Source organism: Blautia hominis, assembly GCA_002270465.1.
GTDB lineage: Bacteria > Bacillota > Clostridia > Lachnospirales > Lachnospiraceae > Blautia > Blautia hominis.
Genome location: NQOF01000008.1, coordinates 1 through 22,866, shown reverse-complemented (window position 1 = coordinate 22,866; position 22,866 = coordinate 1). Strand labels below are relative to the sequence as shown.

Annotated in this window: 21 protein-coding genes and 1 pseudogene; 3 read left to right on the top strand and 19 right to left on the bottom strand. The window is 41.2% G+C overall.

Features of this window, described 5'->3' with window-relative positions:
- Positions 1–7: 7 nt before the first annotated feature.
- Positions 8–370 (top strand): VOC family protein, encoded by a 363-nt coding sequence (locus CI595_RS21665; RefSeq protein ID WP_095175703.1) that lies wholly within the window; start codon positions 8–10, stop codon positions 368–370.
- Positions 371–634: 264 nt separating this feature from the next.
- Here CI595_RS21665 and CI595_RS21660 read toward each other — a convergent pair whose 3' ends face one another.
- From CI595_RS21660 to CI595_RS21640, 5 genes are all read right to left on the bottom strand, one after another.
- Entirely contained in the window at positions 635–1,150 is a 516-nt protein-coding gene (locus tag CI595_RS21660; RefSeq protein ID WP_095175702.1) for an adenylate kinase family protein, read from the bottom strand.
- Between the two features lie 320 nt (positions 1,151–1,470).
- The gene (locus CI595_RS21655) at positions 1,471–2,457 is read right to left on the bottom strand and encodes a hypothetical protein (RefSeq protein WP_147737758.1); all 987 of its coding nucleotides are present in this window, start codon (positions 2,455–2,457) and stop codon (positions 1,471–1,473) included.
- A 258-nt stretch (positions 2,458–2,715) separates the two neighbouring features.
- Complete coding sequence (locus CI595_RS21650; RefSeq protein ID WP_095175700.1) at positions 2,716–3,069, bottom strand: hypothetical protein; 354 nt, start codon at positions 3,067–3,069, stop codon at positions 2,716–2,718.
- Positions 3,066–3,980 carry a DUF4097 family beta strand repeat-containing protein gene (locus CI595_RS21645; RefSeq protein ID WP_095175699.1) on the bottom strand — a complete coding sequence of 305 codons (915 nt, stop codon included), beginning with the start codon at positions 3,978–3,980 and terminating at the stop codon, positions 3,066–3,068. The genes CI595_RS21650 and CI595_RS21645 overlap by 4 nt, the downstream gene beginning before the upstream one ends.
- Before the next feature lie 80 nt (positions 3,981–4,060).
- Entirely contained in the window at positions 4,061–4,720 is a 660-nt protein-coding gene (locus tag CI595_RS21640; protein ID WP_095175698.1) for a helix-turn-helix domain-containing protein, read from the bottom strand.
- Positions 4,721–5,006: 286 nt separating this feature from the next.
- Between CI595_RS21640 and CI595_RS21635 the strand changes: the two genes are divergently transcribed.
- Positions 5,007–8,558, top strand: coding sequence for a diguanylate cyclase domain-containing protein (locus tag CI595_RS21635; protein WP_095175697.1), 3,552 nt, complete (start codon positions 5,007–5,009; stop codon positions 8,556–8,558).
- A 486-nt stretch (positions 8,559–9,044) separates the two neighbouring features.
- Here the strand turns inward: CI595_RS21635 and CI595_RS21625 are convergent, their stop codons facing one another.
- The 8 genes from CI595_RS21625 to CI595_RS21585 all read right to left on the bottom strand — a co-directional run bounded on the left by CI595_RS21625 (position 9,045) and on the right by CI595_RS21585 (position 18,821).
- The gene (locus CI595_RS21625) at positions 9,045–11,456 is read right to left on the bottom strand and encodes a glycoside hydrolase family 2 protein (protein WP_095175696.1); all 2,412 of its coding nucleotides are present in this window, start codon (positions 11,454–11,456) and stop codon (positions 9,045–9,047) included.
- Positions 11,457–11,521: 65 nt separating this feature from the next.
- Positions 11,522–12,919, bottom strand: coding sequence for an MFS transporter (locus CI595_RS21620; protein WP_095175695.1), 1,398 nt, complete (start codon positions 12,917–12,919; stop codon positions 11,522–11,524).
- Between the two features lie 35 nt (positions 12,920–12,954).
- A complete protein-coding gene (gene melA / locus CI595_RS21615; RefSeq protein ID WP_095175694.1) occupies positions 12,955–14,328 on the bottom strand; it encodes an alpha-glucosidase/alpha-galactosidase in 1,374 nt (457 codons plus the stop codon).
- A 150-nt stretch (positions 14,329–14,478) separates the two neighbouring features.
- Positions 14,479–15,537: a helix-turn-helix transcriptional regulator gene (locus CI595_RS21610; protein ID WP_095175693.1), complete on the bottom strand. Its 1,059-nt coding sequence runs from the start codon at positions 15,535–15,537 to the stop codon at positions 14,479–14,481.
- Positions 15,538–16,255: 718 nt separating this feature from the next.
- Positions 16,256–16,543 carry a CPCC family cysteine-rich protein gene (locus tag CI595_RS21600; RefSeq protein WP_243135232.1) on the bottom strand — a complete coding sequence of 96 codons (288 nt, stop codon included), beginning with the start codon at positions 16,541–16,543 and terminating at the stop codon, positions 16,256–16,258.
- Between the two features lie 395 nt (positions 16,544–16,938).
- Entirely contained in the window at positions 16,939–18,144 is a 1,206-nt protein-coding gene (locus CI595_RS21595; RefSeq protein WP_095175692.1) for a site-specific integrase, read from the bottom strand.
- A gap of 82 nt (positions 18,145–18,226) precedes the next feature.
- Entirely contained in the window at positions 18,227–18,439 is a 213-nt protein-coding gene (locus tag CI595_RS21590; RefSeq protein WP_095175691.1) for a hypothetical protein, read from the bottom strand.
- Between the two features lie 82 nt (positions 18,440–18,521).
- Positions 18,522–18,821: a hypothetical protein gene (locus CI595_RS21585; protein WP_095175690.1), complete on the bottom strand. Its 300-nt coding sequence runs from the start codon at positions 18,819–18,821 to the stop codon at positions 18,522–18,524.
- A gap of 156 nt (positions 18,822–18,977) precedes the next feature.
- Between CI595_RS21585 and CI595_RS21580 the strand changes: the two genes are divergently transcribed.
- Entirely contained in the window at positions 18,978–19,268 is a 291-nt protein-coding gene (locus tag CI595_RS21580) for a helix-turn-helix domain-containing protein (RefSeq protein ID WP_095175689.1), read from the top strand.
- Positions 19,269–19,796: 528 nt separating this feature from the next.
- On the opposite strand, the pseudogene CI595_RS21575 reads toward CI595_RS21580, so the two are convergent.
- The 6 genes and pseudogenes from CI595_RS21575 to CI595_RS21555 all read right to left on the bottom strand — a co-directional run.
- Positions 19,797–20,156 (bottom strand): annotated as a pseudogene (locus CI595_RS21575) (DUF2815 family protein); the annotation flags it as partial.
- Positions 20,157–20,160: 4 nt separating this feature from the next.
- Positions 20,161–21,291 carry a DUF2800 domain-containing protein gene (locus CI595_RS21570; protein WP_095175915.1) on the bottom strand — a complete coding sequence of 377 codons (1,131 nt, stop codon included), beginning with the start codon at positions 21,289–21,291 and terminating at the stop codon, positions 20,161–20,163.
- Positions 21,291–21,647, bottom strand: a complete 357-nt coding sequence (locus CI595_RS21565) for a hypothetical protein (protein ID WP_095175688.1) — start codon at positions 21,645–21,647, stop codon at positions 21,291–21,293. The genes CI595_RS21570 and CI595_RS21565 overlap by 1 nt, the downstream gene beginning before the upstream one ends.
- Positions 21,648–21,836: a hypothetical protein gene (locus tag CI595_RS26730; protein WP_243135231.1), complete on the bottom strand. Its 189-nt coding sequence runs from the start codon at positions 21,834–21,836 to the stop codon at positions 21,648–21,650.
- A 101-nt stretch (positions 21,837–21,937) separates the two neighbouring features.
- The gene (locus CI595_RS26170; RefSeq protein WP_156087481.1) at positions 21,938–22,105 is read right to left on the bottom strand and encodes a hypothetical protein; all 168 of its coding nucleotides are present in this window, start codon (positions 22,103–22,105) and stop codon (positions 21,938–21,940) included.
- A 71-nt stretch (positions 22,106–22,176) separates the two neighbouring features.
- Positions 22,177–22,587, bottom strand: a complete 411-nt coding sequence (locus tag CI595_RS21555) for a sigma-70 family RNA polymerase sigma factor (protein WP_095175687.1) — start codon at positions 22,585–22,587, stop codon at positions 22,177–22,179.
- Between the last annotated feature and the right edge of the window lie 279 nt (positions 22,588–22,866).

Below are 22,866 nucleotides of genomic sequence, written 5' to 3'. Positions count from 1 at the left end.
TAAAAAGATGATAACAGGATACTACTGCACAAATATTTTCTCTGAGCAAGCCAAAGAACTGATTGCATTTTATAGGGAAATATTAGATATACCCTTTATTAAAACAGACGATGACAATTCAAATGGGGTTTATCTTGGCTTTATTGAAAACGCACCCACTCTTTGTATATGGGATTGTAAAAAATGTAACGTACCGCCCACCGGACATCAATCCTTTGTATTTCAAACAAATAACCTTGACTTAACAATGGAATGTTTAAAGGAAAAAGGGATTTCTCTGTCTGAAGCCATTAGATATGATTGGGGAACTTACGAGGTTCGATTAAATGATTTAGACGGAAACGAGATTGTGCTAGCTGAGTTTGCGTAATTGTCAGCATTCAGTCTGGTGTATATCAAATTTATAGAACAGAGCTTGTCTGTTCAGAGGCTGCTGTGCGTAAATTAGCTTCATAATGACAGAAATGTTAAGGCCGATAAATTCCCGTTTGCTCTAAAACCTATAGGACACCAAATAACTGATAATCTGGTGTCCTATTTTATAATATGTGCTCTGCCCTTCAATCAGCTATCTACTGCATGTACTTTCATCCGGTAATTTTGTCAGCAATCACTCTTCTACTAATGAAAACAATTACAGTTCAAGATCCACTTGATACTCATTGTCAATAAGTATATATTCCAATTTATGGCTGCGGCATAGTTCCAAGATTTCCGCATTATCCCTAAGTACCGTATCTATCGTAAGTCCTTCATCTTCTATACGTTTTTCAATAACATCTGCATATTTCATAATCTCATGAAAATGATTGTTAATATATTTTTCACTCATGACCAAACAATAAAATTTAATTTTTGTCAAATATTCCGCTGCAAAGTCCTTAGACCAGTCAAAAGGAATATAACACCCTTCTACAATAAGATTCTGCTCATTCTCAATAGCTGTTTTCATGATTCCACATACAATTGGCCATAGATAATCTGTTAATGCACTGTCATCGCTCATAGGTGTAAGCTTTGTATATCCGCTGCGGATAAGTCCCATCTTTAAGTGGTCCACGGAAAGGTACGGGTATTTATACTTTTCCAGTAATTTTTGTGCAAGTGCTGTCTTACCGGTATGAGATGCGCCTGTTATTAAAACAATCATTTTTTGATTTCCTCTCAATTATTATCCTGATAGAACAAAGTGAACGCCCGAACAATCCACAACTCCGGACTTTCCCTTTTCGCTCTTTACATGAGATTTTACCATATAATAGCATTCTTGCATATGAGAAAGACCTTTGCTTCTCCTTCTTTTTATAAAAAGAATGGAAAGTGAAATACATCAAAAACCTCCATCCGTGGCAATCCTGCACCTATTCTATTCCCGTATGCTGACTTTCCGGGAATTTTGTAGGCCATCCGTTTTTGGGTTTCCCGGATCATTGGATGCTTATCTTACGAAGTCATAGTAAATCATAACCTCTACCGTGCGATACCCCAGGTGGTAAGTTCTTGCTTTACAAGCCTTATGATATTCAAGCAACTCTCTTTATCCTTTACGTCTCCAATCAACATACAGTTTAGCGTACATATATTTTTAAAGGTACTGCATGTAAGCTGAAAATCCGGAAATCTTCTGTAGGTTCCCGTCAAATAGCAGTCCGTGATTGTGCAATCATGCAGTGTAAGCAGACTGTCATTGATCACTCCTATATTCGTATAAGAGACAGGCTGGAGCCTATAGACTGCTTTCACTATCCCTCTTAGCAGGAAATCAGGAATGATACCATAGACATTTTCCAACAGTGATATCCCGCAAAAGCAGCGGCGGCGTACCTTTTGCATTTCGGTTTCGAGGTGTACTTGCTGTAATGTATCTGTAAATCTATGACCGGGCAAAACTTCTATTGTTATACGATGATATATCCCTGTCATATTAGCGACTGTAAGCTTATCAGAATACGGCTTAAATCCCCGCAAATCTGCCGGGCAGGGAATTACCACTTTATTTATCCTCTGCTGTTTTGCGAGTATACGGGCGTATGCACTTATAAATACATCATTCAATGTAGCTCCATATTGCTTAGCCATCTTTCGGATGATGTTCAGCTCATCGGAAGTGATGATTTCCTTTAAGCAATAATAATTCTTTTCCGTACTGTAAGAACGTATAGGGCGCAGAGAGACTTTTTTTCCGTTTCTTGTCTGTTCTGTTGGTCCGGAAATATGAACTTCCTTCAATAAATATGCTATATCCCGCCTGTTTTTCAGCGTGTGCGGTAATTTCCTTCCGTTATACAAATGGCATAACAAATAAAGATATTGTAAGAATCCAATTCCGTCTGCCAGAAGATGGCTCATTCCAATAATCAGCACCCACCCCCTTTCTCTCTGTCTGATAAATATTTTAAGCTGTGTGTTTGTTCCTAAGTCCCACATCATTGGTTGATATGATTCCTGTTCTTCCAAAATAATGGTATCTTCTGCTGCATAATCCTTCTTTACAAAACAATATTTTTCAAAGTCAAATACATATAAAACTTCCGGAACATATTGGCAGGACAGCGCAACCGCTTTCCGCAGCCTGCAAATGTCTAATTTTCCCTCAATTTCTATATGACAATACATCAGAGGATATACGCGCTCTTTATGTATGGCTTCTATAAAATCCAGACTTTCACTTTTTGTTATCTCTACCTCTTCCTTCATTCCCATCTTGTCACCCTGTTATTGTTGGTTGTCCGTATGCTGCTTACAAAGTAAAGTATTGCTAAACAGAAATGGAATGAAGATCAAACCCACGCCTGTTAAACGCCCCATTTGTGAGGTTTGCGCATTTTCAATTAATTGGCGGATCACCAGCACAACGATCATGATCTGTGCCGCTAAGATGACTGTCAGAATCATGATCCCTCCTATCTTCTGCTTCACAGCTGCATCTGAAAAAACAGTTTTTAAAAAAAGAATAAGAAAACAAAAAATGTAAGCCAAAAGATAGGCCGGATAGCTGCCGCCTATATACAGGACAATGCAAATAAGCAGGCATATGAAAACTTTTAAGAAAACATTTGTTTTTTTCATTTATTCACCTCAATCTTTCCATTCCGTGTTTCCGTTTCAATCGTTATCACTGGATTTTTCCCAATCTTTCCCTCAGCTTTTGCCCCGTTTGTTTTAATCTCATCCTGAAAAGATGTCCTTATGGTCCCGTTTTTTGTTTCTGCCGTAAAGTCAAATTCCAAGTCATCCGGAATCGTTAGACGGATATCACCATTTTTATTAAACAACAGTAAATCTCCTGTCACCTCTGAGTAATCAATTTCCAAAAGCCCGGAATTGTTATTTTTATATTCCCCCGAACCGACAGCATTTTTTATGCTGACATCTCCACTTGTTGTAGTGCAGATAACAGAGCCATTTAATGTATCACAGGATACTTTGCCGCTGGTCGTCATGAAATGAATAGCCTCTGCCTGCAATTTATATAGATCCAGCATCCCGCTTGTCGATGACAAGTACATATTCTTGGCAGTCATATCCTTCAAATTGACATTTCCAGCGGTACTGTCAATTCGCAGTGACGTCAAAATGAGTTTGGTCTCAGAAAAGTCAATATTGCCATCCGTTGTGGTCACAGTCAATCCCTTCTGGTAAGACGACGGCAGCTCTACCTCCACGTACCTTAAAAATCCATCCTTGAAGAATGGTTTCCTGCCCTCGCTGATATGTACACTGTTCCCATCTTCCGAGACTTTGGCATAATAGGCCTTATCCTTTTCGGTCATATATTCCCGAATCACAATTTCGTCACTATCTGACATATAAAAGGTAATATTCTCTTCATCGTAAGAAATTGTCAAATCCGAAATATCACCAACGGAATAACGCAATTCATTAACCATTTCCGGCTGCGCAGAATGGGAACATCCTGTCAAACCCATGATAAAGAACACACTTACAGCTAAACACCAATACTTGTTTTTTATTTTCATCTAAATACCTCCCTATGTCATAAATGAATCATTCATTCATCTGTGGTTAAAAAATTAGAGGGCTGAAATGCCCTGCTAATTTATAGTTTGTAAGCAGATATAATATTATCCATACAGACAGCTTTTGCCAATTCCATCGGAATTTCTTTCGTCTCAAAAGAAGTATATCGCACATCCATTGCCCACCACGATAGAATTTCTATAATAAGCGTTGTGATAAGTTCGGGATACTTCAGATTCCGGATCATTTTCTGCTTTTGAAATTCACTTATATATCTGCTCATAGCCTTAAAAAATCTTTTTCGATAAGCTGTATAGTGTTCTCCTAAATATTTAAAATCAAACTGATTCCTTTCAATAAACAGACAGCCAACAGCATATCGGGCCATAAGGTCAAAAGTGTCTGATATGAGTTCTTCAAAACTATAATCCTCTATATCCTTTAAATGTTTCTCAAATTCATTTGCAGATTCTTCAAGCAGCTTTACCACATCCTGCTCAATCCCTGTAAATAGATCATCTGTTATTGGCCTTTGCAGCTCATGATTTATAAAGTCTGGGTCAATCGTACACTTTAAAACAAAATGTAAGATCTCTTTTTTTCCCACAAAATCCAGGTATATCGTGCCCACAGACACGCCTACCGCCTTTGCAATATGACTGATCTGCGTTTTAGAATATCCCTGCTGCAGGAACAGCTTAGCAGCTGCGTCAGCTATTGCCTTTATTCTCTCGTTCAAAACAGCACCTCCCTAGTGAATGAATCATTCATTTCTATCATAATACAATAGATATCTTAAAAAGTCAATTCACTATTTTATATAAAGGCCCGTGTGAGGCTTGGAAAGAAATCATAAAGGGTCCGTCACACATATCAACTTAGTGTGGCAGGCCCCTAGTCCCATGGAGCACAACACACAAGGATTTATCCCTTCATTTCAGGTTCGCTTGACTTTCCACCACAACTGTTTCATACTGTATTTTATATACTATTTTAGGCAAGCCGCCGCGCTGGAAAGGATAAACATGATCAAAGTGACAAAGCAGACTAATTTTAAATTCCAAATGGCAACAGACAGCCTTCAGGTTGGGATACTTAAATGCAGAATTGACAAGTATCTTTCCATAGAGGAGATGAACAGCGGTTTTGTTCAGTTGTCCGGATATTCTGCTGAGGATATGGAAAAGCGTTTTCAGAATCATCTCATGGAGTGTATCCATCCGGAAGATATCTCTGTACTTACCACACTTCAGGCGGATATTTCCCGGGGTAAAATATGTGCGGCCGCAGAATTCCGTATTCCTGGCAAAAGTAATGTATCACGCTGGTACCGGTTACTTGCTCTTACACAATTTGATGAGTTTAAGAAACCATACAGTGTTATAGGAATCCTTTTTGATATTGATGGTGAAATGCAGTTTATGAACAAGCTGCGCTCCCAGGCAGAGCAGGATTCTCTGACCGGATTATATAACCGCAAAGAAACAGAACTGCGGATTAAAGAATATCTGGACAGAAAGCCGGAGAAATGCTGTGCTTTGTTTATGATAGATACGGATAATTTTAAACAGGTAAATGATACCAAAGGGCATATGATGGGGGATGTGGTCCTGACCGAAATGGCCTCTGCCATGAAGTCCCTCATGCGCACAACAGATATTGTGGGACGAATAGGCGGCGATGAATTTACTATTTTCATGAAGGATATCCCCTCTAAAGATGCTGCCCGAAAAAAGGCAGAACGTCTGGCCGATGTCTTCCGCCATCTTTTTGAAAACGAAAAATTTTCCCTCCAGATAACCTGCAGTATCGGTGTGGCCGCTTACCCGGATGACGGAGCTGATTTTAAAACCTTATACAAACATGCCGATCAGGCTCTGTATCAGGCAAAAACCCATGGTAAAAATAAATATGTGATGTATAATAACAAACGCGCATATTGTGCTGAGGATACCGGATACTCTTCCATCGGTGCACACATTGACTCCGAATCCCGGACCGTCCAAAGTCAGGGAGATTTGCTGGCTGATGTTTTTAAGATCCTATATCGCATGGAGAATCCTGATCAGGCCATTAACCTTATTCTGGAAACTGTGGGCAAGAAGTTTGATGTGAGCAGGGCCTACATATTTGAATCCACAGAAGACGGTAAATATACTTCCAATACTTATGAATGGTGTAATGAGGGCATCCCTCCCCAGATTCTTATGCTGCAGAATCTCAATTACAATCAGTTTGGGGACTATCATACCTTATTTCAGGACAACTCCATATTCTACTGCAGAGATATCAACACACTGCATCCAAAACAACGGGAAATATTGGAGGAACAGGGCATTTGCTCCACACTTCAGTGTGCTTTCTGGAAAGGGGAAAATCTTGCCGGTTTTATTGGTTTCGATGAATGTACAGGCTTACGTCTCTGGACGAAAGAGGAAGTAGATACCCTTTCCCTTATCTCCCAAATGATGTCCATTTTCCTGCAGAAACGCAGAGTGATGGACTGGAACAGTGAAATGAAACTGCAGCTGCATACTATATTGGATTCCAATGATTCCTGTATCTACGTGATCCAGCAGGACTCCTTTGAGCTGCTTTACTTAAGCCAAAATACCAAGGAACTAAAACCCAAAGTCCAATTAGGAGAGTTCTGCTATAAAGCATTTTATGGAAAAGACAGCATATGTGATTTTTGCCCTCTTTTGAACGGAGGAACCGGAGAACTCTATGTTCCGGAAAAAAATATACACATTAAATTACAGGCGTCTTCCATGAAGTGGCTTGGAAATGATGCATACCTTTTGTCTTTTCGCACAGATTCCGGGGGAATCGTTCCCCATGATGAGAGCTGCTCTGCTTTCATGGCGGAAAAAAGTCTGGTCGACTGCCTCCAGTGGCTGACTTCCTCGGAATATTTGGATGATGCCATTGAATATGTCCTGCGAATCGTACAAAACTACTATCAGTCCGACAGGGTTTATATTATTGAAGCGGATGTAAAAAACAATGTTGCCAACAATACTTACGAAATCTGTGCCGAAGGGGTATCCCCTCAGATTGACCATCTGCAGAATGTACCTCTTGAAACCATATCTTTCTGGATGGAACAGTTTGAGATCAGAGACTACATAAAGATAAATAATATCGAAGAACTTGGTGAAGACCGCCGGCTGGAATACGACATTCTTAAAAAACAGGGCATTAAAAGCCTCATGGCAATTCCCCTCTCTGACAAAGGAGAGATAAAAGGTTTTCTGGGTGTAGACGATCCCAAGCAGAACAAAAAGAATTTCCATTATCTGAAAGGGCTTTCCTATTTTCTTGAAAGTGAAATTGCCAAAAATACTTTAAAGAAAAAGCTGGAGCTGATGAGCTATCAGGATCTCATGACAGGACTTGAAAACCGAAACAGCTTTTTGAATTACTGTGAAGACTTTTCCATACGGATGCCCTCTCCCATAGGGATCATATTTATGGATATCAATGGCCTGAAACGGTTTAATGATGCCAAAGGCCATGTATATGGAGATATGATCGTCACTCATGTTTCCGACATGATAAAGAAATTCTTCCCCGATGCCAGAAAATTCCGCCTCAGCGGAGATGAATTTCTGGTCGTATCCGAAGCCCTGACATATGAGGCGTTTATGACGCAGGTCAGCAGTCTGGAAGAATCTTTATCTGAAAACAATTTATGTATCATATCTATGGGAACGACATGGAATGATATCTACACTGACCTAAATGAATCTCTGAATAAAGCTGACCGGTTAATGTATCTGAAAAAGCAGGAATATTACCGGACATCCCAAAACATTGCACCTGAAAAAACACCTTTGCTGAAGGATTTGACGAATGCGATCCTCAATAAGGAATACCTGGTTTATCTGCAGCCCAAAATAAACTTGGGATCAGACAGCATAGACAGTGCGGAAGCTCTTGTGCGCTACAGGGAAAAAGATGGCTCCATCTCTCCTCCCTTTAAGTTTATTCCCATGCTGGAAAGTGAAGGACTTATCTCTAACATTGATTTCTTTGTTCTGGAAGAAGTATGCAGACTACTGACAAGCTGGAAAAATACCCCGTTCTCGGAAATTAGGCTTGCTCTGAATCTTTCAAGGATTACTTTATTTGATGACCATTTTTTTACTCGGTTTTGGGAGATTTTTAAGCGTTATGATTTAAAGCCGGAACAAATAGAAATAGAAATCACCGAAGCGCAGGAGACACTCAATAAAAAGCAGATGGCTCTGCTGCTGGAACAGCTTAAAAACCGTGGTTTCCGTATTGTCCTTGATGACTTTGGTGTTGCATATTCCTCATATGAGTTTTTAATGATGGCTGACTTTGACCTTTTGAAGATAGACAAAAGCGTCGTACAAAGGTATGAAACTTCTGTTAAGGGCAAAGCTTTAATGAAACATATCGTTCAAATGAGCCATGATATTGGAATTAAATGTTGTGCGGAGGGCGTGGAGACAGAAGAACAGTACAACTTTATAAAAGAAATCGGTTGTGACTATATCCAGGGTTATTTTGTGGGAAAACCGGCGCCTCCGGAAAAATTTAAACTTTGATATTTCTATGCGGCATCTTCATGCGGGATGGCAATACACCGCACGAAGATGCCGTATTTTTAATACTCTAAGTACTTATTTCCTTCTCTCCCATTTCATAGCACAAGGCCACGTTCTGCAAATATTTTTTTCGCAGTGAAAACCGCATTTAGAACTCTCGGAAATCCCGTATACGGAATACACTGCAGAAATGTTTCTACGATTTTCCGCGGTGCTATCCCAACATAACAGGCTTTTGCAAATAATCCCCAAAGCCTTATTGAAGTTTAATTTTATTTTGACAATGGCTAGTTACTATTTCTACACAAACTGTGTCGTACACCATGCAGCACGGCAGCGGAGCCGATAAAGTGATGACTTCGAGGCATCTGCCTCTCGCCGAAGGCGACTTTAAATGGGCAGATCCAGTTACTGTCCTCTGGCGATCCTGCAAACAGTAACACAGCCTCCCTTTAAAACCGTCCCGGCTAAACACAGACCTATTCGCTATTTTATCAGAACCTTGCAGGTGGTCTGGCTATAGACTCCGTTCGCTTTAATATGAACTTCTCCTGGCTTACCTGCTGTTCTAATCCAAAAAGAGGAGACACCTCCAATAAGCGGGAAACGGGATGGTCCAAGCAATATGGCTGGTCCATCTATCAGGATTTCCACACATTCTTGTGTAAACGGCATCAGATTTCCCATATTATCCAGTGCTTTTACCGTAATTCGAGTGGCATCATAAGTATCCCCGTTGGAAAAGAGTACCCCATCATCTGCGCTGGCATTTAGTTGGACGGCATATTTCGTCTCTCCTAATTCTTTCTTGCAGACTGCGTGTCCGTCCAGCCAGCCTTCCAATATCAGGTTATTTTCTGCATCCCCCCATCCGCCTGCTGATTTAATGACAATGCTGATAAGCTCCCTTATATCACGGTTATATCGTTGTGCAAGGTTTGACATAAAAGCAATATCTTCTGGCAGCATGGAGGTTAAGGTTCCTTCTGAAATCCTTTTTTTAAGTAAATCAATAAGCGATTTCTGATCCTCCGACGAAAAAGCGTTAAGCAGTTCTTCTTCCATCATGTGGAACACCATGACCGGAGGATGACTCAGGTATTCAAACTCTTCTTTCAGAGGATAAAAATCTGATACTTTGTTTCCATTTTTATATACCCTCACGAAATCACAGTTTGTTAAAACATAAAAAGGAACCAGTCCTCCGCCGTCTTTTTCCCCCCGGCTTGCAAGCGTAACAGGCTCCAGAACCAGCCCTTGTGCAGGCTCCTTTTGTGAAGCATAGGCATAGGCTGCATATTTCGGATTCCGGAACATATCATATACGCCATGATAGCAAATCTTATCCCCTGAGCCAAAACTGCCGTGTGTGTGGTAATCAAACGCGCACCAACTGATTCCACCCGCCAGATCATCCCTGCCGATACTCTCATTGATTACCTTCAGATGGCGGAGGACATGTTCTGTCAGCCGGGATTCCTGGTCAAAACGTTTAGTAGGATACATGTGTCCATTGCTTTCCGTGACCAGCAAAGGCACTTGTGTATCCAGACCGGTTGTATGCTGCTGTGGGCGAAATACCATGCCCTTGCCGTCATAGGTAAAATCATTATAAGTATATACATCCTCCAGCAGTTCACTTCGCTGGATATAACGTGTGCCACCCGTCTGCCTGCCGGGATCCATGGCATGGGCGAGGGAATTAGTCTGTGTATAGAAAGAATGATCATCCTGAGACTCATTAATCCGTACCCCCCACAGGATGACAGAAGGGTGGTTATAATCTCTGGTTATCATAGCCTCCAGGTCCTCAAGGGAACGCTGTTTCCATGCTTCATTTCCTATGTGCTGCCAGCCGGGGATTTCCTCCATGACCAGCAGCCCAAGTTCATCACAGGCGTCCAAAAAATGCCTGGATTGCGGATAGTGGCTGGTACGGACGATATTGCATCCCAGGTCCTTCTTCAGAAGCAATGCATCCTTCCTCTGTATCCTTTCGGGCATGGCATATCCTACATAAGGCCATGACTGATGCCTGTTCAGACCAATCAGCTTTAATTTCTTTCCGTTCAGAAAAAAACCTTCAGGTTGAAAGCGGGCATGGCGAAAACCGAAACGTTCACTCACAGCCGATTGATAACCGGCAGCCGAAAGGGTGGCTTCTATGTGATAGAGATACGGATGCTCCACATCCCACAGCAGAATGCTTTCCAGATTGGCCAGGACTGCCAGATACTTTTGTGTACCGGGCTTCAAAGTGATACGCTCCTCATATCTCTTTACAGCTTTTCCTTGAGGGGAAAACAGCGTAATCTCCAGCACCCCTTCAGATGGTATCTCAGCAGTGATTTCACATCCACAGTTCAGTGCTTTCTGATCTGACAGGACATTGGGACAGTCCAGCCAAAGCCGTTCTAAACGGATAGGATCGGCTGCATACATCCATACTTCACGGTAAATCCCGCCATAAGTCAGGTAGTCTACTACATTTCCAAAGGGCGGAACACCACTTTGTTCGCTGGAGTCCACCTTTACCACGAGTACATTTTGGGTTTCAAAACGAACTGCAGATGTGATGTCTATTTTAAAAGGAGTATATCCCCCTTCATGCCTGCCTACCTCAATACCGTTACAATAAACCGCACAGGTCAGCATGACTCCTTCAAATTCCAAATAAATAGCTTTCCCTCTAAACTCTTCGGAAAGCATCAGAAACTTTTTATAGCAGCTAACGAACTGATAGGATGTCTCATCGAAATAATTGTACGGAAGTATGCGGTTAGTATGTGGCAGATCGGCGGTTTCAAATCCTGCGGTTTCGGGTGTGCAGTTCTTATCTTCAGGGACAAAATCAGGTTTAAAATACCAGTCGTAGTTTAAGGGGATTTTATAGTGCATATGCAGCCTCCATTCTGAAAAGCCAGCGGTGCGTTAACCGCTGGCTTTCGGATATATTTGATAAATTACTTTTTATTTTTACGTTCTTTCAGTTCCTCTACGATTTCTGCATGACGTTTTTCTGTCAGCGGATAGAAGAACATTGGGATTGCTCCAATCATCATGACAATGCCCGGCAGTAATGCAACTACAAAGTGGAATGCATTCATAGTAGATGCTGTCTGTTCTACATTCGGTACATAGCCTGTCATAGTAAGGACAATAGCCACAGCTACACCTACCAGTGCCGAAGCAATCTTAGTAATAAGAGTACGTGTGGAAGTGATAACGCCTTCATTGCGCTGACCGGTCTTCCATTCACCATATTCGATAGTATCTGCGGTCATGGAACTGATTACTACAAAGGAGCAGCCCACACATAGTATCTGCAGTGCTCCCATAATAAGTACAAGTGTTATATTATGATATCCTATCAGATAAAAAATGATGCTTATTACCAGATTCGCAGCCATCAGACCCAGCAATGTTTTCTTCTTTCCAAAAAACTTCGTTAAAAATAGAGCGGCAGCCGTGCCAAGCAAAATACTTGGAAGCGTAATCAGGCTCATCAGAGACATTAACTTTACATCTCCTAGTGTATAAGTTGTGTAATAATAATTCAAAGTCATTTTCATAATAAAAGCAAGATTAATGACAAGATTGGTTATCATAATGCAGAACAGAGGCTTGTTGGTAAAAAGAGATTTAATTGCCAGCTTAAAACTAAACTTTTCTGTAGGTGCCTTCACATGCTCCCTAACCAGACCAAAGCAAGTCAGATATAATACAAAACCAACCAGGGCAAAAATCACTGCTGTTATAAAGTAGGCGCGGGAACTTCCTGTACCGCCAAAGGTTACAAGCAGAATAGGGATGAGCATATTCCCTACTGTAGTTGCCAGATTTGTTCCAAGAGTAGCAGTTGTAAATATTTTGGTACGTTCTTCAGGGTTGCTGGTCATAGCGGCAGGAAGGCTCCAGTAAGGAATATCCACACTTGTAAAAGCCATGCCCATTAAAATATAGGTGATAGTAGCATAAATGATATTGCCCGTGGTCCCGAAATGTGGGACTGTAAAATTCAGGACAAGGCAGACAGCCACTACTGGCGGCATACGCAGCAGCCAACAACGATAGCGCCCGAACCGGCTTTTAGAACGGTCTGCTAAAATCCCCATCATTGGGTCATTGATACCATCCCATATCCTGGCAAATAGAAAAATTGCCGCCATGACGGCTGGGTTCATGCCGAATACATCCGTGTAAAAAGCGGTGATGAAACCACTCCATAAGGCATAAACTGTATTTTGCCCCACGCCCCCCAGCGCATGGCCCAAGACCTCTATATTAGAAGCCATATTTTTTTCTTTTTTCATTTTTTGTTTTGTTGGTTCGACATTTTCTGCAGATACAAGATTTCCCATCACATATTCCTCCTCTTGAATTTCATTATTATAGTTTAATGATATTTTGGCAGCCAGCTGCCATGAGCTTCAATCAAGTCGTCCACCATATTATGTATTTCATCAATGGTCAGTTCCGAAGCAGTATGTGGGTCGAGCAATGCTGCCTGATAGATTGCTTCTCTGTGCCCCAGAAGGGCTGCGTCTACAGTAAGCTGCTGTGTTCCTATGTTGCTCATGTTCAAGGCAGCCAGTTGATGCGGCAGACTGCCTACATGGCAAGGCTGTATTCCTCCCTGGCCTGCTACACATGTAACCTCTACGCAGCAATCCGAAGGAAGATTGTCAATCAGACCTTTATTCATAACATTTCCTGCAAACGTAAAGGGGTTTCCTGTTTCGAGTGCCTCCAAAATATAGGATGGATATTCCCGCGTCCTTGTGTGGGTCAGTGCTTCATTGCCAACCAACTGGTTCTTTAAATGTTTCCAGTGCTCAATCTGGATCCTGCAGCGGCGGGGATATTCATCCAATGGAATCTGGTATTTCTCAATAAGTTCAGGATGGCTTTTCTTGATAAAGTAAGGCATAAATTCCGCATTGTGTTCACTTGACTCTGTGACATAACAGCCAAATTGTTTCATAATTTCAAAACGTACTAAATCATCATGCTTCTGAGGCGTAAATTCGTATTCCGGATATAAAAGCTGCGGATAATCTTTCAGCATTTCCTTGGTATAGGGCTTGATGATAGGACCTTCCTGGGCACGTTTTTTGATTTCGGGATAATAATCCACTCCATTGCGTGTGATATCGAGCAGCCAGGACATATGGTTGATTCCTGCAATCTTATACTGTACATGATCCTGTGGAAGACCCAGGCGGTAAAGAAGTTGAGGCACACAGACCTGTACGGAATGGCAGATCCCTACTGTTTGGATGGAAGATGATTTCAGCATTGCCATTGTCAGGGCTGCCATAGGATTGGTATAATTTAAAAACAGGGCGTCGGGGCACACTTTTTCCATATCCCTCATAAAATCAAGCATAACAGGTATCGTACGCAGTGCCCTGAAAATACCTCCGATTCCCACTGTGTCACCGATGGTCTGGCAAAGACCGTACTTTCTTGGAATCTCAAAATCTGTAACAGTACATGGCTCATAGCCGCCCACCTGAATAGCATTGATAACGTACTTCGCATCCCGCAGGGCCTCAAGACGGTTGGTATACTTTGTGATTTGTGCCCTGCTGCTATTGGAATTCTTGTTAATGTTAGAAAGCATCATGAAAGATTCATCCAACCTCTGCGAATCAATATCATACAACGCGTACTCAAATTCGCAGAGCGCATCGGTCAGCAGGCAATCACCCAATACATTTTTGGCAAAGACTGTGCTTCCGGCTCCTAAAAAGGTGATTTTGTCCATATTTTTCTCCCTTTCCTTTATATGTGCAATTTATATATATAACATAGCAGATAGGGGTGGTATATTCAGTATCTTGAACAGATATATAAGAGAAGAGCGGTTACTTATTCAGACTTTCTGTACAGTAACCACTCTAAGAAATGATAAATGTTATATTTTTAAAGACCGCCATTCTTTACGGTAGGCACCGGGGAGCATAGCATACTTTTCGCTGAAAATCCTGTTAAAGTATCCTTTATTAGAAATACCCAGGTCATTAATAATTTCATTGACGCTTTTATCGGTATTTTTTAATTGATCAGCAGCTGACTCAAGGCGCATGGAACGCAGGAGGGACGAGTAATTGCATCCGGTTTTTCTCAGCAGGAACCGATTCAGGTAATCTGGATTGAAATGAAAGAATGCAGCCAGTTCATCCCGTTTCACAGTATCAATATGATCCTGCATATATTTCAGGATTTCTGCCAGAAGATTTTCTTCAATCTCGCTTTTGCTCTGGTAATGGCAGGTAAAACTGTTATTCTCTATTAAAACTCCAAACAGACGGATAAGATAGCCTTTGATAACCAGATGATGTCCCGGTAATTTTTGGTCATCTTCTTCCATAATCTTTTCCAGGAGCCTGCAAACCATAGAAAAATCATTACTCTGAAATAAGATATATTGTTGGTCAGTACGTCCGTACTGCTCCTGCATAAATGCCGCAATTTCAGAATGAGGGGCAAAAAAACGACTTAACTCACCTTTTAGGAAACTGGGCGAAAGCCCCATAAACAGCACTCTGTCATCAGGACCTGACACTTCATCCCTGTGGATAACATTCGGGTTAAGGAGACATACATCTCCTGCTTTGTGTTCATGCAGGATACCATTTATAGATTGGACATAGCTCCCCCTGAGTACAAAAATAAACTCCAGATAGTCATGCCTGTGATAACACATCTTGTTAATCGTATTCCTTCGATTATAGCTGGGAATCGCAGGATTCAGAAAAAAATCCCGTTTGATGGAATTAACCTTTTGATCAGGCATAAGCCCACGCAGAAAGTCAGCGCTGCTATAACTCTGCATAGTATGTAAACGCATAAGATATGCGGAATCCTTAATGAGCAGCTCTAGCTCTTCTTTTTTTTCTGGCGGGGCACTCCGGTATTCATTTATGAGCTGCCCCATCTCAATCGCTGGCGTAAACCACTTTTCAATATCCATAGGATTTCCTCTCCTCGTAATACGGTCCTGCTATAAGAAAAGAGTGGCTTAAACCATCCTCTCCGGCTTGTTCGCAGCATACTTTCTCTTAAGTACTTTCATCTTCAGTTATATCTTTTTATAGTATAAGATACTGTATATTTAAAGTCAATCATATCCCAGCGTCACCTTCATTCTTGACTGCATGACACAAAGATACAGAAACTTCAAAGGCCCTCCTGGTTTCCTTAACATGCCCAAACATCTTAGCATAAAGCCTTGATTCTATCCTCCCCGTAAGCATGATATTGGTACTAAATTCCAATTGACTGGCAAATGTGGCGTTACGCCCCCTAAATTCATAGCCCTACGGCGTATCGGCTTCTCCTTGTTCCTTGACCTCACTACATTTTCTCTATTTCTTGATACAAAAAAAACCTATACGAATTTTCTTCAATCCGACAGGCTCTTATTCTTTCACATACTCTATTAGTTCTACTATTCCACAATCCAAGTAACTGCACAGTTTACAGATTAGTTGTGCGTCTAAACTCTGAAATTCAACTTTTCGAGGCTCAATCGCATTGCAACCCTACTTGCCCGCTGTCTACGCTTCGCAATAATCATTACTGATTATCACGCAAGACTCGCTACTGATGGTTGGCTAGACCTTAGTCAGACAGGATTTGCACCTGTTAGGTTAATTGCCCTTTGCTGGGCGCACGACTGGAAGTTGTTGCTATGAGCTTCTTTTTTCATTACTTTTTGATGGACGAACATAGCATAACATTTCTTCTTCGCAAGCACCAAATCGTAAATAATTGGCTATCGCTTCGTTTAAAGTTATTCCATGATTTGAGTCGCTTGGTTCGTCATCAGAAGTAATGAATGGGTCATTCTCCCAAAAGCATACGGGGCAAATATCCCCACAATCTTCGTTCAATGGAACATTGTAAGTGAAACATCCACAACACGGACATTGATATTTTTTCAAAAATTTAAGGGTGTATTGCCAAATACAATACACCCTTAACTCTCACAGCGTTCCCTTTCTATTTTAAACAACAAGCAAATTCCTCGTTAAGAGGTTGGGTAAATTTCATTACCCAATACCCTACCCAAAATAGCACGATATTTTGTGAGATTTTACAGTAGTTCATAGCACTTTTAAAATAGCCAGAAACCGCTTAAATACGCTATTTAATTAACTTTTTATCAGTCTTACGAAGATAAATTAGTTGCCCATCTGTTTAGCGAACTATTTTCATTTTTTGTTGTATTTTCAAGGTAAACTGTTATCTATAAATCATCTGTACCAAACTTTCTACTTTGGTACATCTCAATTTTCATGTTGAAACCACTTTATTTAAGGTAGACACTCAATCTTGGTATGGTTTTTTATAACTTTGGTAAATTTTGCGATTACTCATTTACTACGATTGCCGATTCTAGTTTTCTACCCTCATTATTTATATCGCTTTCCATAACATGAGTATAAATATCTATGGTAGTAGAGTAATGTTGATGCCCCATTAACGCCTGTACTACTTTGGGATTCATATTCAGTTCAAAACATCTACTACAAAACGTGTGACGGATTGCATGAGGATACACATCTCCAAAGATAATCGGCTCACGCTTTTCTCTAACTGATTCAAACGCTTCTGCTTCATTAATAGCTTTCGCTACCTTTTTACATTCTTTCTCTGCATGATATCTAAGCACTGGTGAACCCATTGACGTAACGAATACTAAATTTGAAAGCTCTCCCTCACTTCTATATCTTTTGCCCAATTCTTTTTTAATCTTGTCCTGCTTTTTCTTCTGGGATAAAAACATTTCCTCTGCTTCTCCCATAAATGGAATTTTACGATATGAATTATGTGTTTTCGGTGTGGTCAGTCGCATAGTTTTTATGCCTTTATGGTATTCCGAAGATAATGAGCGGTTTATGTTAATGCATTTATTCTTAAAATCAATATCTTCCCATTTCAAGCCGCCGACTTCACCGATACGCATACCAGTAAGGAACATAATATAAAACATTTCCTTATACCAGTTATTTTCAACTGTTTGTAAGAATAATGTTTGCTCCTTCTGCGATAAGAAACGTCTTTCTTTCGTTGTGCTCTCCCACGGAACAGTAATATCAAAGCATGGATTTACTGCTATAATTCTGTTGTTCTTAGCAGATTCAAGGCATTCTCTTACTCTGCCGAGCGCATCACGCATACTTGAAGTTGCTTTTCCCTCTTTCTGCATAGTATTAATCACAGCCTGAATATCCATATTCCGAATCTCCGAAACTTTCATATCTCCTATCAGTCTGCCATAGTTACTCCTGTATTTTGTTCTCATTGGATTTATGCTTGTCTCTTTGATTTTGGGTATCTTATATCTGACAAACCATTCCTCAAACCACTCGTTCAATGTGATTTCTGACAATTTCTTATCTACACCCTGTTTGGCTTCCTCTTTCGCCTTTTCAAAATCCACTTTCAACTGTTTCAGATTAAAATTGTATAACTGGACTTTAATCCCATTCACTGATGCTCTTGCTTCGTATCTACCATCCTTTCTCTGATAAATTCCTTTTGGTAACTCTTTACCCTTTAAATCTTTTGGCATATATTCTCATCCTTTCTTCAACAAAAAGAACGAGGTATCTTTCATACTTAAATTATACGAAAAATCCTCTTCTTTTTCAATCCTAATTTTCTCTTTTCACTTTATTTCCGCTTATTGAATCAATCCACTTGTCCAACAAGATTTTATTTGCATACAATCTATTTCCTAACCGCACTGTAAACGGATTATTTGTCTTTGTCATAATTTCCCTTGCTTTCGTCTGTCCTATACCAAGATAGGTACAAAACTCATTTATGTTAAGTAATTTTTTGTCAACCAAAACTTTTTCTGTCATGCTTATATAAATTTCCCTTTCTTGCTTTAATTTTAACTAAAAAAGGACTACGGTTTTTACCGCAATCCTGAAATTTTATAGTCTATTTATTTTTCACAAAATTTTTGTATGCTTCAAAAGGTATTATCCTTACTTCTTCGTCCAACTCATCAATGGAATCGCTTACCTGTATTCCTAATGCTTCCCCAATTTGACACATTACTTCGTGATAAATGCCAGTAAGCAACCATTGTTCCTCGCACTCTTTCGTTTTGTATTGCTTTGCTTCTACTAATTTAGTCCATTTATGTAAATGTACATTTGTCAAATCAGAAAATTCTTTGTATATCAATTCTAATTCATCCTTCGTTAGTTCCACTATTATCTTTGTGTTTTCGTTCAAGTAATCACTTCCTCCCCTAAATTATTATATTAACTTCATTTTACTATTGAGTTCTATAATTTTCAATAGTTTGTTTCCGTATTAGTGTATATTTTTACACCTAAACAGAAATTCTTTTTAGTACACTTACACTAAATGTAAAGGTGGGTGATACTAATGGTGAATTTTGGAGAAAAAATAAAATCTCTACGAACTCAAAGAAATTTAACTCAAAAGCAACTTGCAGATTTATCAGGTGTTGCAATTAGTGCTATATCATCTTATGAAGCTGGTAATCGTTACCCATCTTATGACGTGTTGATTAGCCTTGCTCGTATTTTTCATGTATCTACTGATTATTTATTGGGGTTAGAGAATTTAAAAACCGTAGATGTTAGTGGCTTAGAAGATCGTCAAATTAATGTTATACTGCAAATGATTGATATTATGAAAGAGAAGAATCTATAAATCAAGTAGGAGGCGGTGATCAGCCGCCAACACACAATTGAAATGGACTATGGCAAAATACCATAGTCCTTAATGTACTATACTTCTTTCTAATCGTTAAAATACGTTTTGAGAAATATCTTATAAAATTTATCATCCATACAAATTAGGCTTCTTTTTCCACTTTTAAAAGCAACTGTTATAGTATATGTCCTTTTATTCTTAGCCGTTAGTCCGGCCAAAATTTCAACTGGTCCCAAAATTACAGTTCCTGCCGCCCCTCTAAATATAGCTGATGTCCTTATCTATGGTAAATCCACTATATATTTGTTTCACACTTACCATTTATATTTACATTGTTTGCATTCGTATTGTTTTCCAATCTTAACACTTGCCACTCCAAGCATGGCAACGCTAGTAACTCTACTTGTTGTTGAAATTTACTTTGTATTTTTTGAGCCACAATTAGGGCATTTAATTAAGTTTACTTCCATATCAAATTTAGCATTGTTTATAGCAATATCCTCTAATCCAATGACATGCTTTTTATTCAAGAATGGGCTGCACATTCTTATCCACCACCTGCGGGGCCTGCCTGCTGTTGGCATTGAAGAAATAACTGTCCGCATAGGCTTCATCCTCCGGACGGTCGATATCCCCATCTCTCAAAGGAAGTTTCAAATTCGCCGGAACCTTCCCGCCCCACTTGGAAACGGAGTCCTTCTTCGCCTGCTCAATGGCCCTCTTGATCTTCTCCACGGTCTCCGTATCCGACTTCGGAATGATGGCCGACACCGAATACTTCGGGTCTCCCCCGTTCACCGCATTCGGTTCCCAGCAATGCAGGTAAGAAAACCTGCAGGGTACAATCACTTTCGTTACATTTACATTCGCATTCTCATTTCCCATCTAATTATGCCTCCTTAAAATCCGCCTCTGCGGACGCTGTTTCTACTGCCTGTCTCTTATCCGATTCCGTCACCAGGGTGATTTTGCCCTGTGGCTTATACACCAGCTTCCCAAGCACCTCCGCAAACTTCTTCTTACCCATCAGTTTCTCCATCTCCGTGATGCCCACCAAAGTGCTCTTATAAATATCCGTGTATCCGGCAGCCTTCGCCGCCTCCGCCACTTCCTCCTCATCCGTATACTTCCGGTTGCTCCGGCCTTCCACCAGCTTAAATCCAGTCCACTGCTTCCCGTGGGTGATTGCCTCATCCGTGGCAAAGGCATACACATCCGCCGCCCACTTCGCCAGGTCATCCGCAACCTTCAAAACCTCCGCAATCTCCTCATCCGACAGAAGCGCCGGAGCCTGAAACTCCATCTGCGCCAGCCTCAAATATTCCTCCGCCCTTGCCCTGCAGGTATTCTTTGCCTTGCAGAATCGGCACCAGGAGCCGCACCGGAACCCTCCCTCACCGTTAATAGCAAGTGCCGCCTTCGGCCTTAATTCCGTTTCCACCCACTCCATCAAGCCAGAAACAGAAATTTCCCAGGTACTGACACTCTCCAGTCTCGGCTGGTAAATCGTCATCCGCACTGTATCAATATCATAAATGGCATCAAACAACTCCAAAGCTCCCAGCCCGTACAGCATCATCTGCGGGTTCCACTCTGCCTCTACAGCCACGCCTTTCCCATATTTCAGGTCAATGACTGCCAAAGTTCCATCCGCAACAATCACCAAATCCCCGGTCCCAAACCCTTCCGGCACGTAAGCAGAATAATCCAGATGCTGCTCGATTAGCACAACAGGGTCTTTACAGCTCTGCTTCGCCAGTTCAATCTGCTCCATGCTATAGGAAACATACTCATCCGTACATTCCTCCATCTCGTCACAGTCATAATCCGACACCGGACGCCTGGAACGCCGCTTCAACAGCCGTTTGATTTTATGCTCCGCCAACGCATGGGCGGCAGTGCCTTCCTCCGCATAAACGCTCCCCGTCTCTCCCGTAAACTGCTCCTCCAGCCTTGCGGACGGCGTACAGTTCAGCCACCGCTTGGAAGAAGAAGCAGACAACAGCGCATGTCTCCCCATCACAGCACCTTCGCTTCCGCAAGCAGTGCCGGGTAATCCTCCTGCTTCACCGCAGACAGTTTCACTGCTCCGTATCTGCCCAATAGCTCCTTAATTTCCTTTGACTTCCCATCCTGGGATTTCTGTGCCAGGACTGCCCGGATATCTTCCACCGCCACAGGCGTTTCCTTTGCCCCAGAATTTTCCGTACTTTTCTTACCTGCCATTCCAGCATCCATCCCATTTCCCGTTTCAGTCTTCTCTTTCGGCCTAACTCCGGCCCCTGCATTTTCACTTTTCTGAATACCTGCCAGCACACACAGACTTTCCACCACTACAGCAAGGCTCTCCGCCATCTTCAATAATTCTGAACCCATCTAAATTCCCTCCATTTCTTCCAAACGCTCTATCAGTTCATCTGTATACATGGCACACATAAGAAGTTCCTCCCCTATCTGTGCCGCATCAAAATACTTTGCCCTGCTCCCATACTCCCGGCAGGCTTCTTCTATCCGCTTCTTCTTTTCCTCATCCTTCTCATTCCCGAACACCCATATCTCATCCACCTGCTTTGCCAGCCGGGAAACCAGGAATCATCCCCTTGTGTGCCGCATACCGGCAATATTCAGCTGCCCTCATCCGGTCATTTTCCGCATTGCCGGTAAGCTTAGTTACAATCAATGCAAGTTTCATTTTCCCATTCCCCCTTCCTGCTCTCCACGTCTGCTTTCCTTTTTTCTGGAAGTAAGGTCAACGATGCAATCTGCTTTTCCCCCTTTGAATCCAAAACAGTAGATTCTCTTTCTTCTTTCAGGGTAATCCTTATAATTCTCATAACAAGACCTCCTTTCTCTCCGGAACGCTTTTGGTCCCTACTATATAGCCACGGGAAATATGGTTTTTAAACTAGAACATAAACTTTTTTATTTTATCCGGAATTTTTTTCAGCCTTTTTGACACAGTCATAGCCGAAATCCCCATTTCCCTACCGATTTCTTCCATAGTACTGTTCTCAAAATAATAGAGGCTGACCATCCGGGAATCCCTGTATTCTAACTTCCTGATTGCCTGATGCAGCCTTTCCCTCTCGTCCAAATCTATAATGATCTGCTCAATATCCACTTTTTCATCCACGAACTGTTTTGGGTTACGCCCAGGCTGTTGCTCCTGCAGGCATTCCAGCGAACTGTGCCTTCTGGTTTCAGCACGGTTTTTCCTGGACTGTAATACCTCCATCTCAATGACAATATCTCCGATGCTGTCATCCACCTCGATTTCCAACTTCTCTCCTGTTACAAACTCATAATGAATCTTCATTGCTGCTCCCTTCTTTACCGGGAGTAAAGCGGCAGCAGCAAAACTGGAAAAATAGGCAAAAAAAATAGCCGGAGTAAGCTAAAACTCGCTTTACTCCGGCCATTTGGTGTCTCGCTTATGCGGACCCTTTGCTCAGTAGTTTCTTTATTAAATTAACCTGTTGTGCTAGTTAAATAAAGAAACTTCAACAAAATGTGCTATCCTATTTGTAGGGAAACAAATTCGAAAGGAGGCATCATTATGTTGAAGTTCCAAGATAATCATACCACTATAATAGCA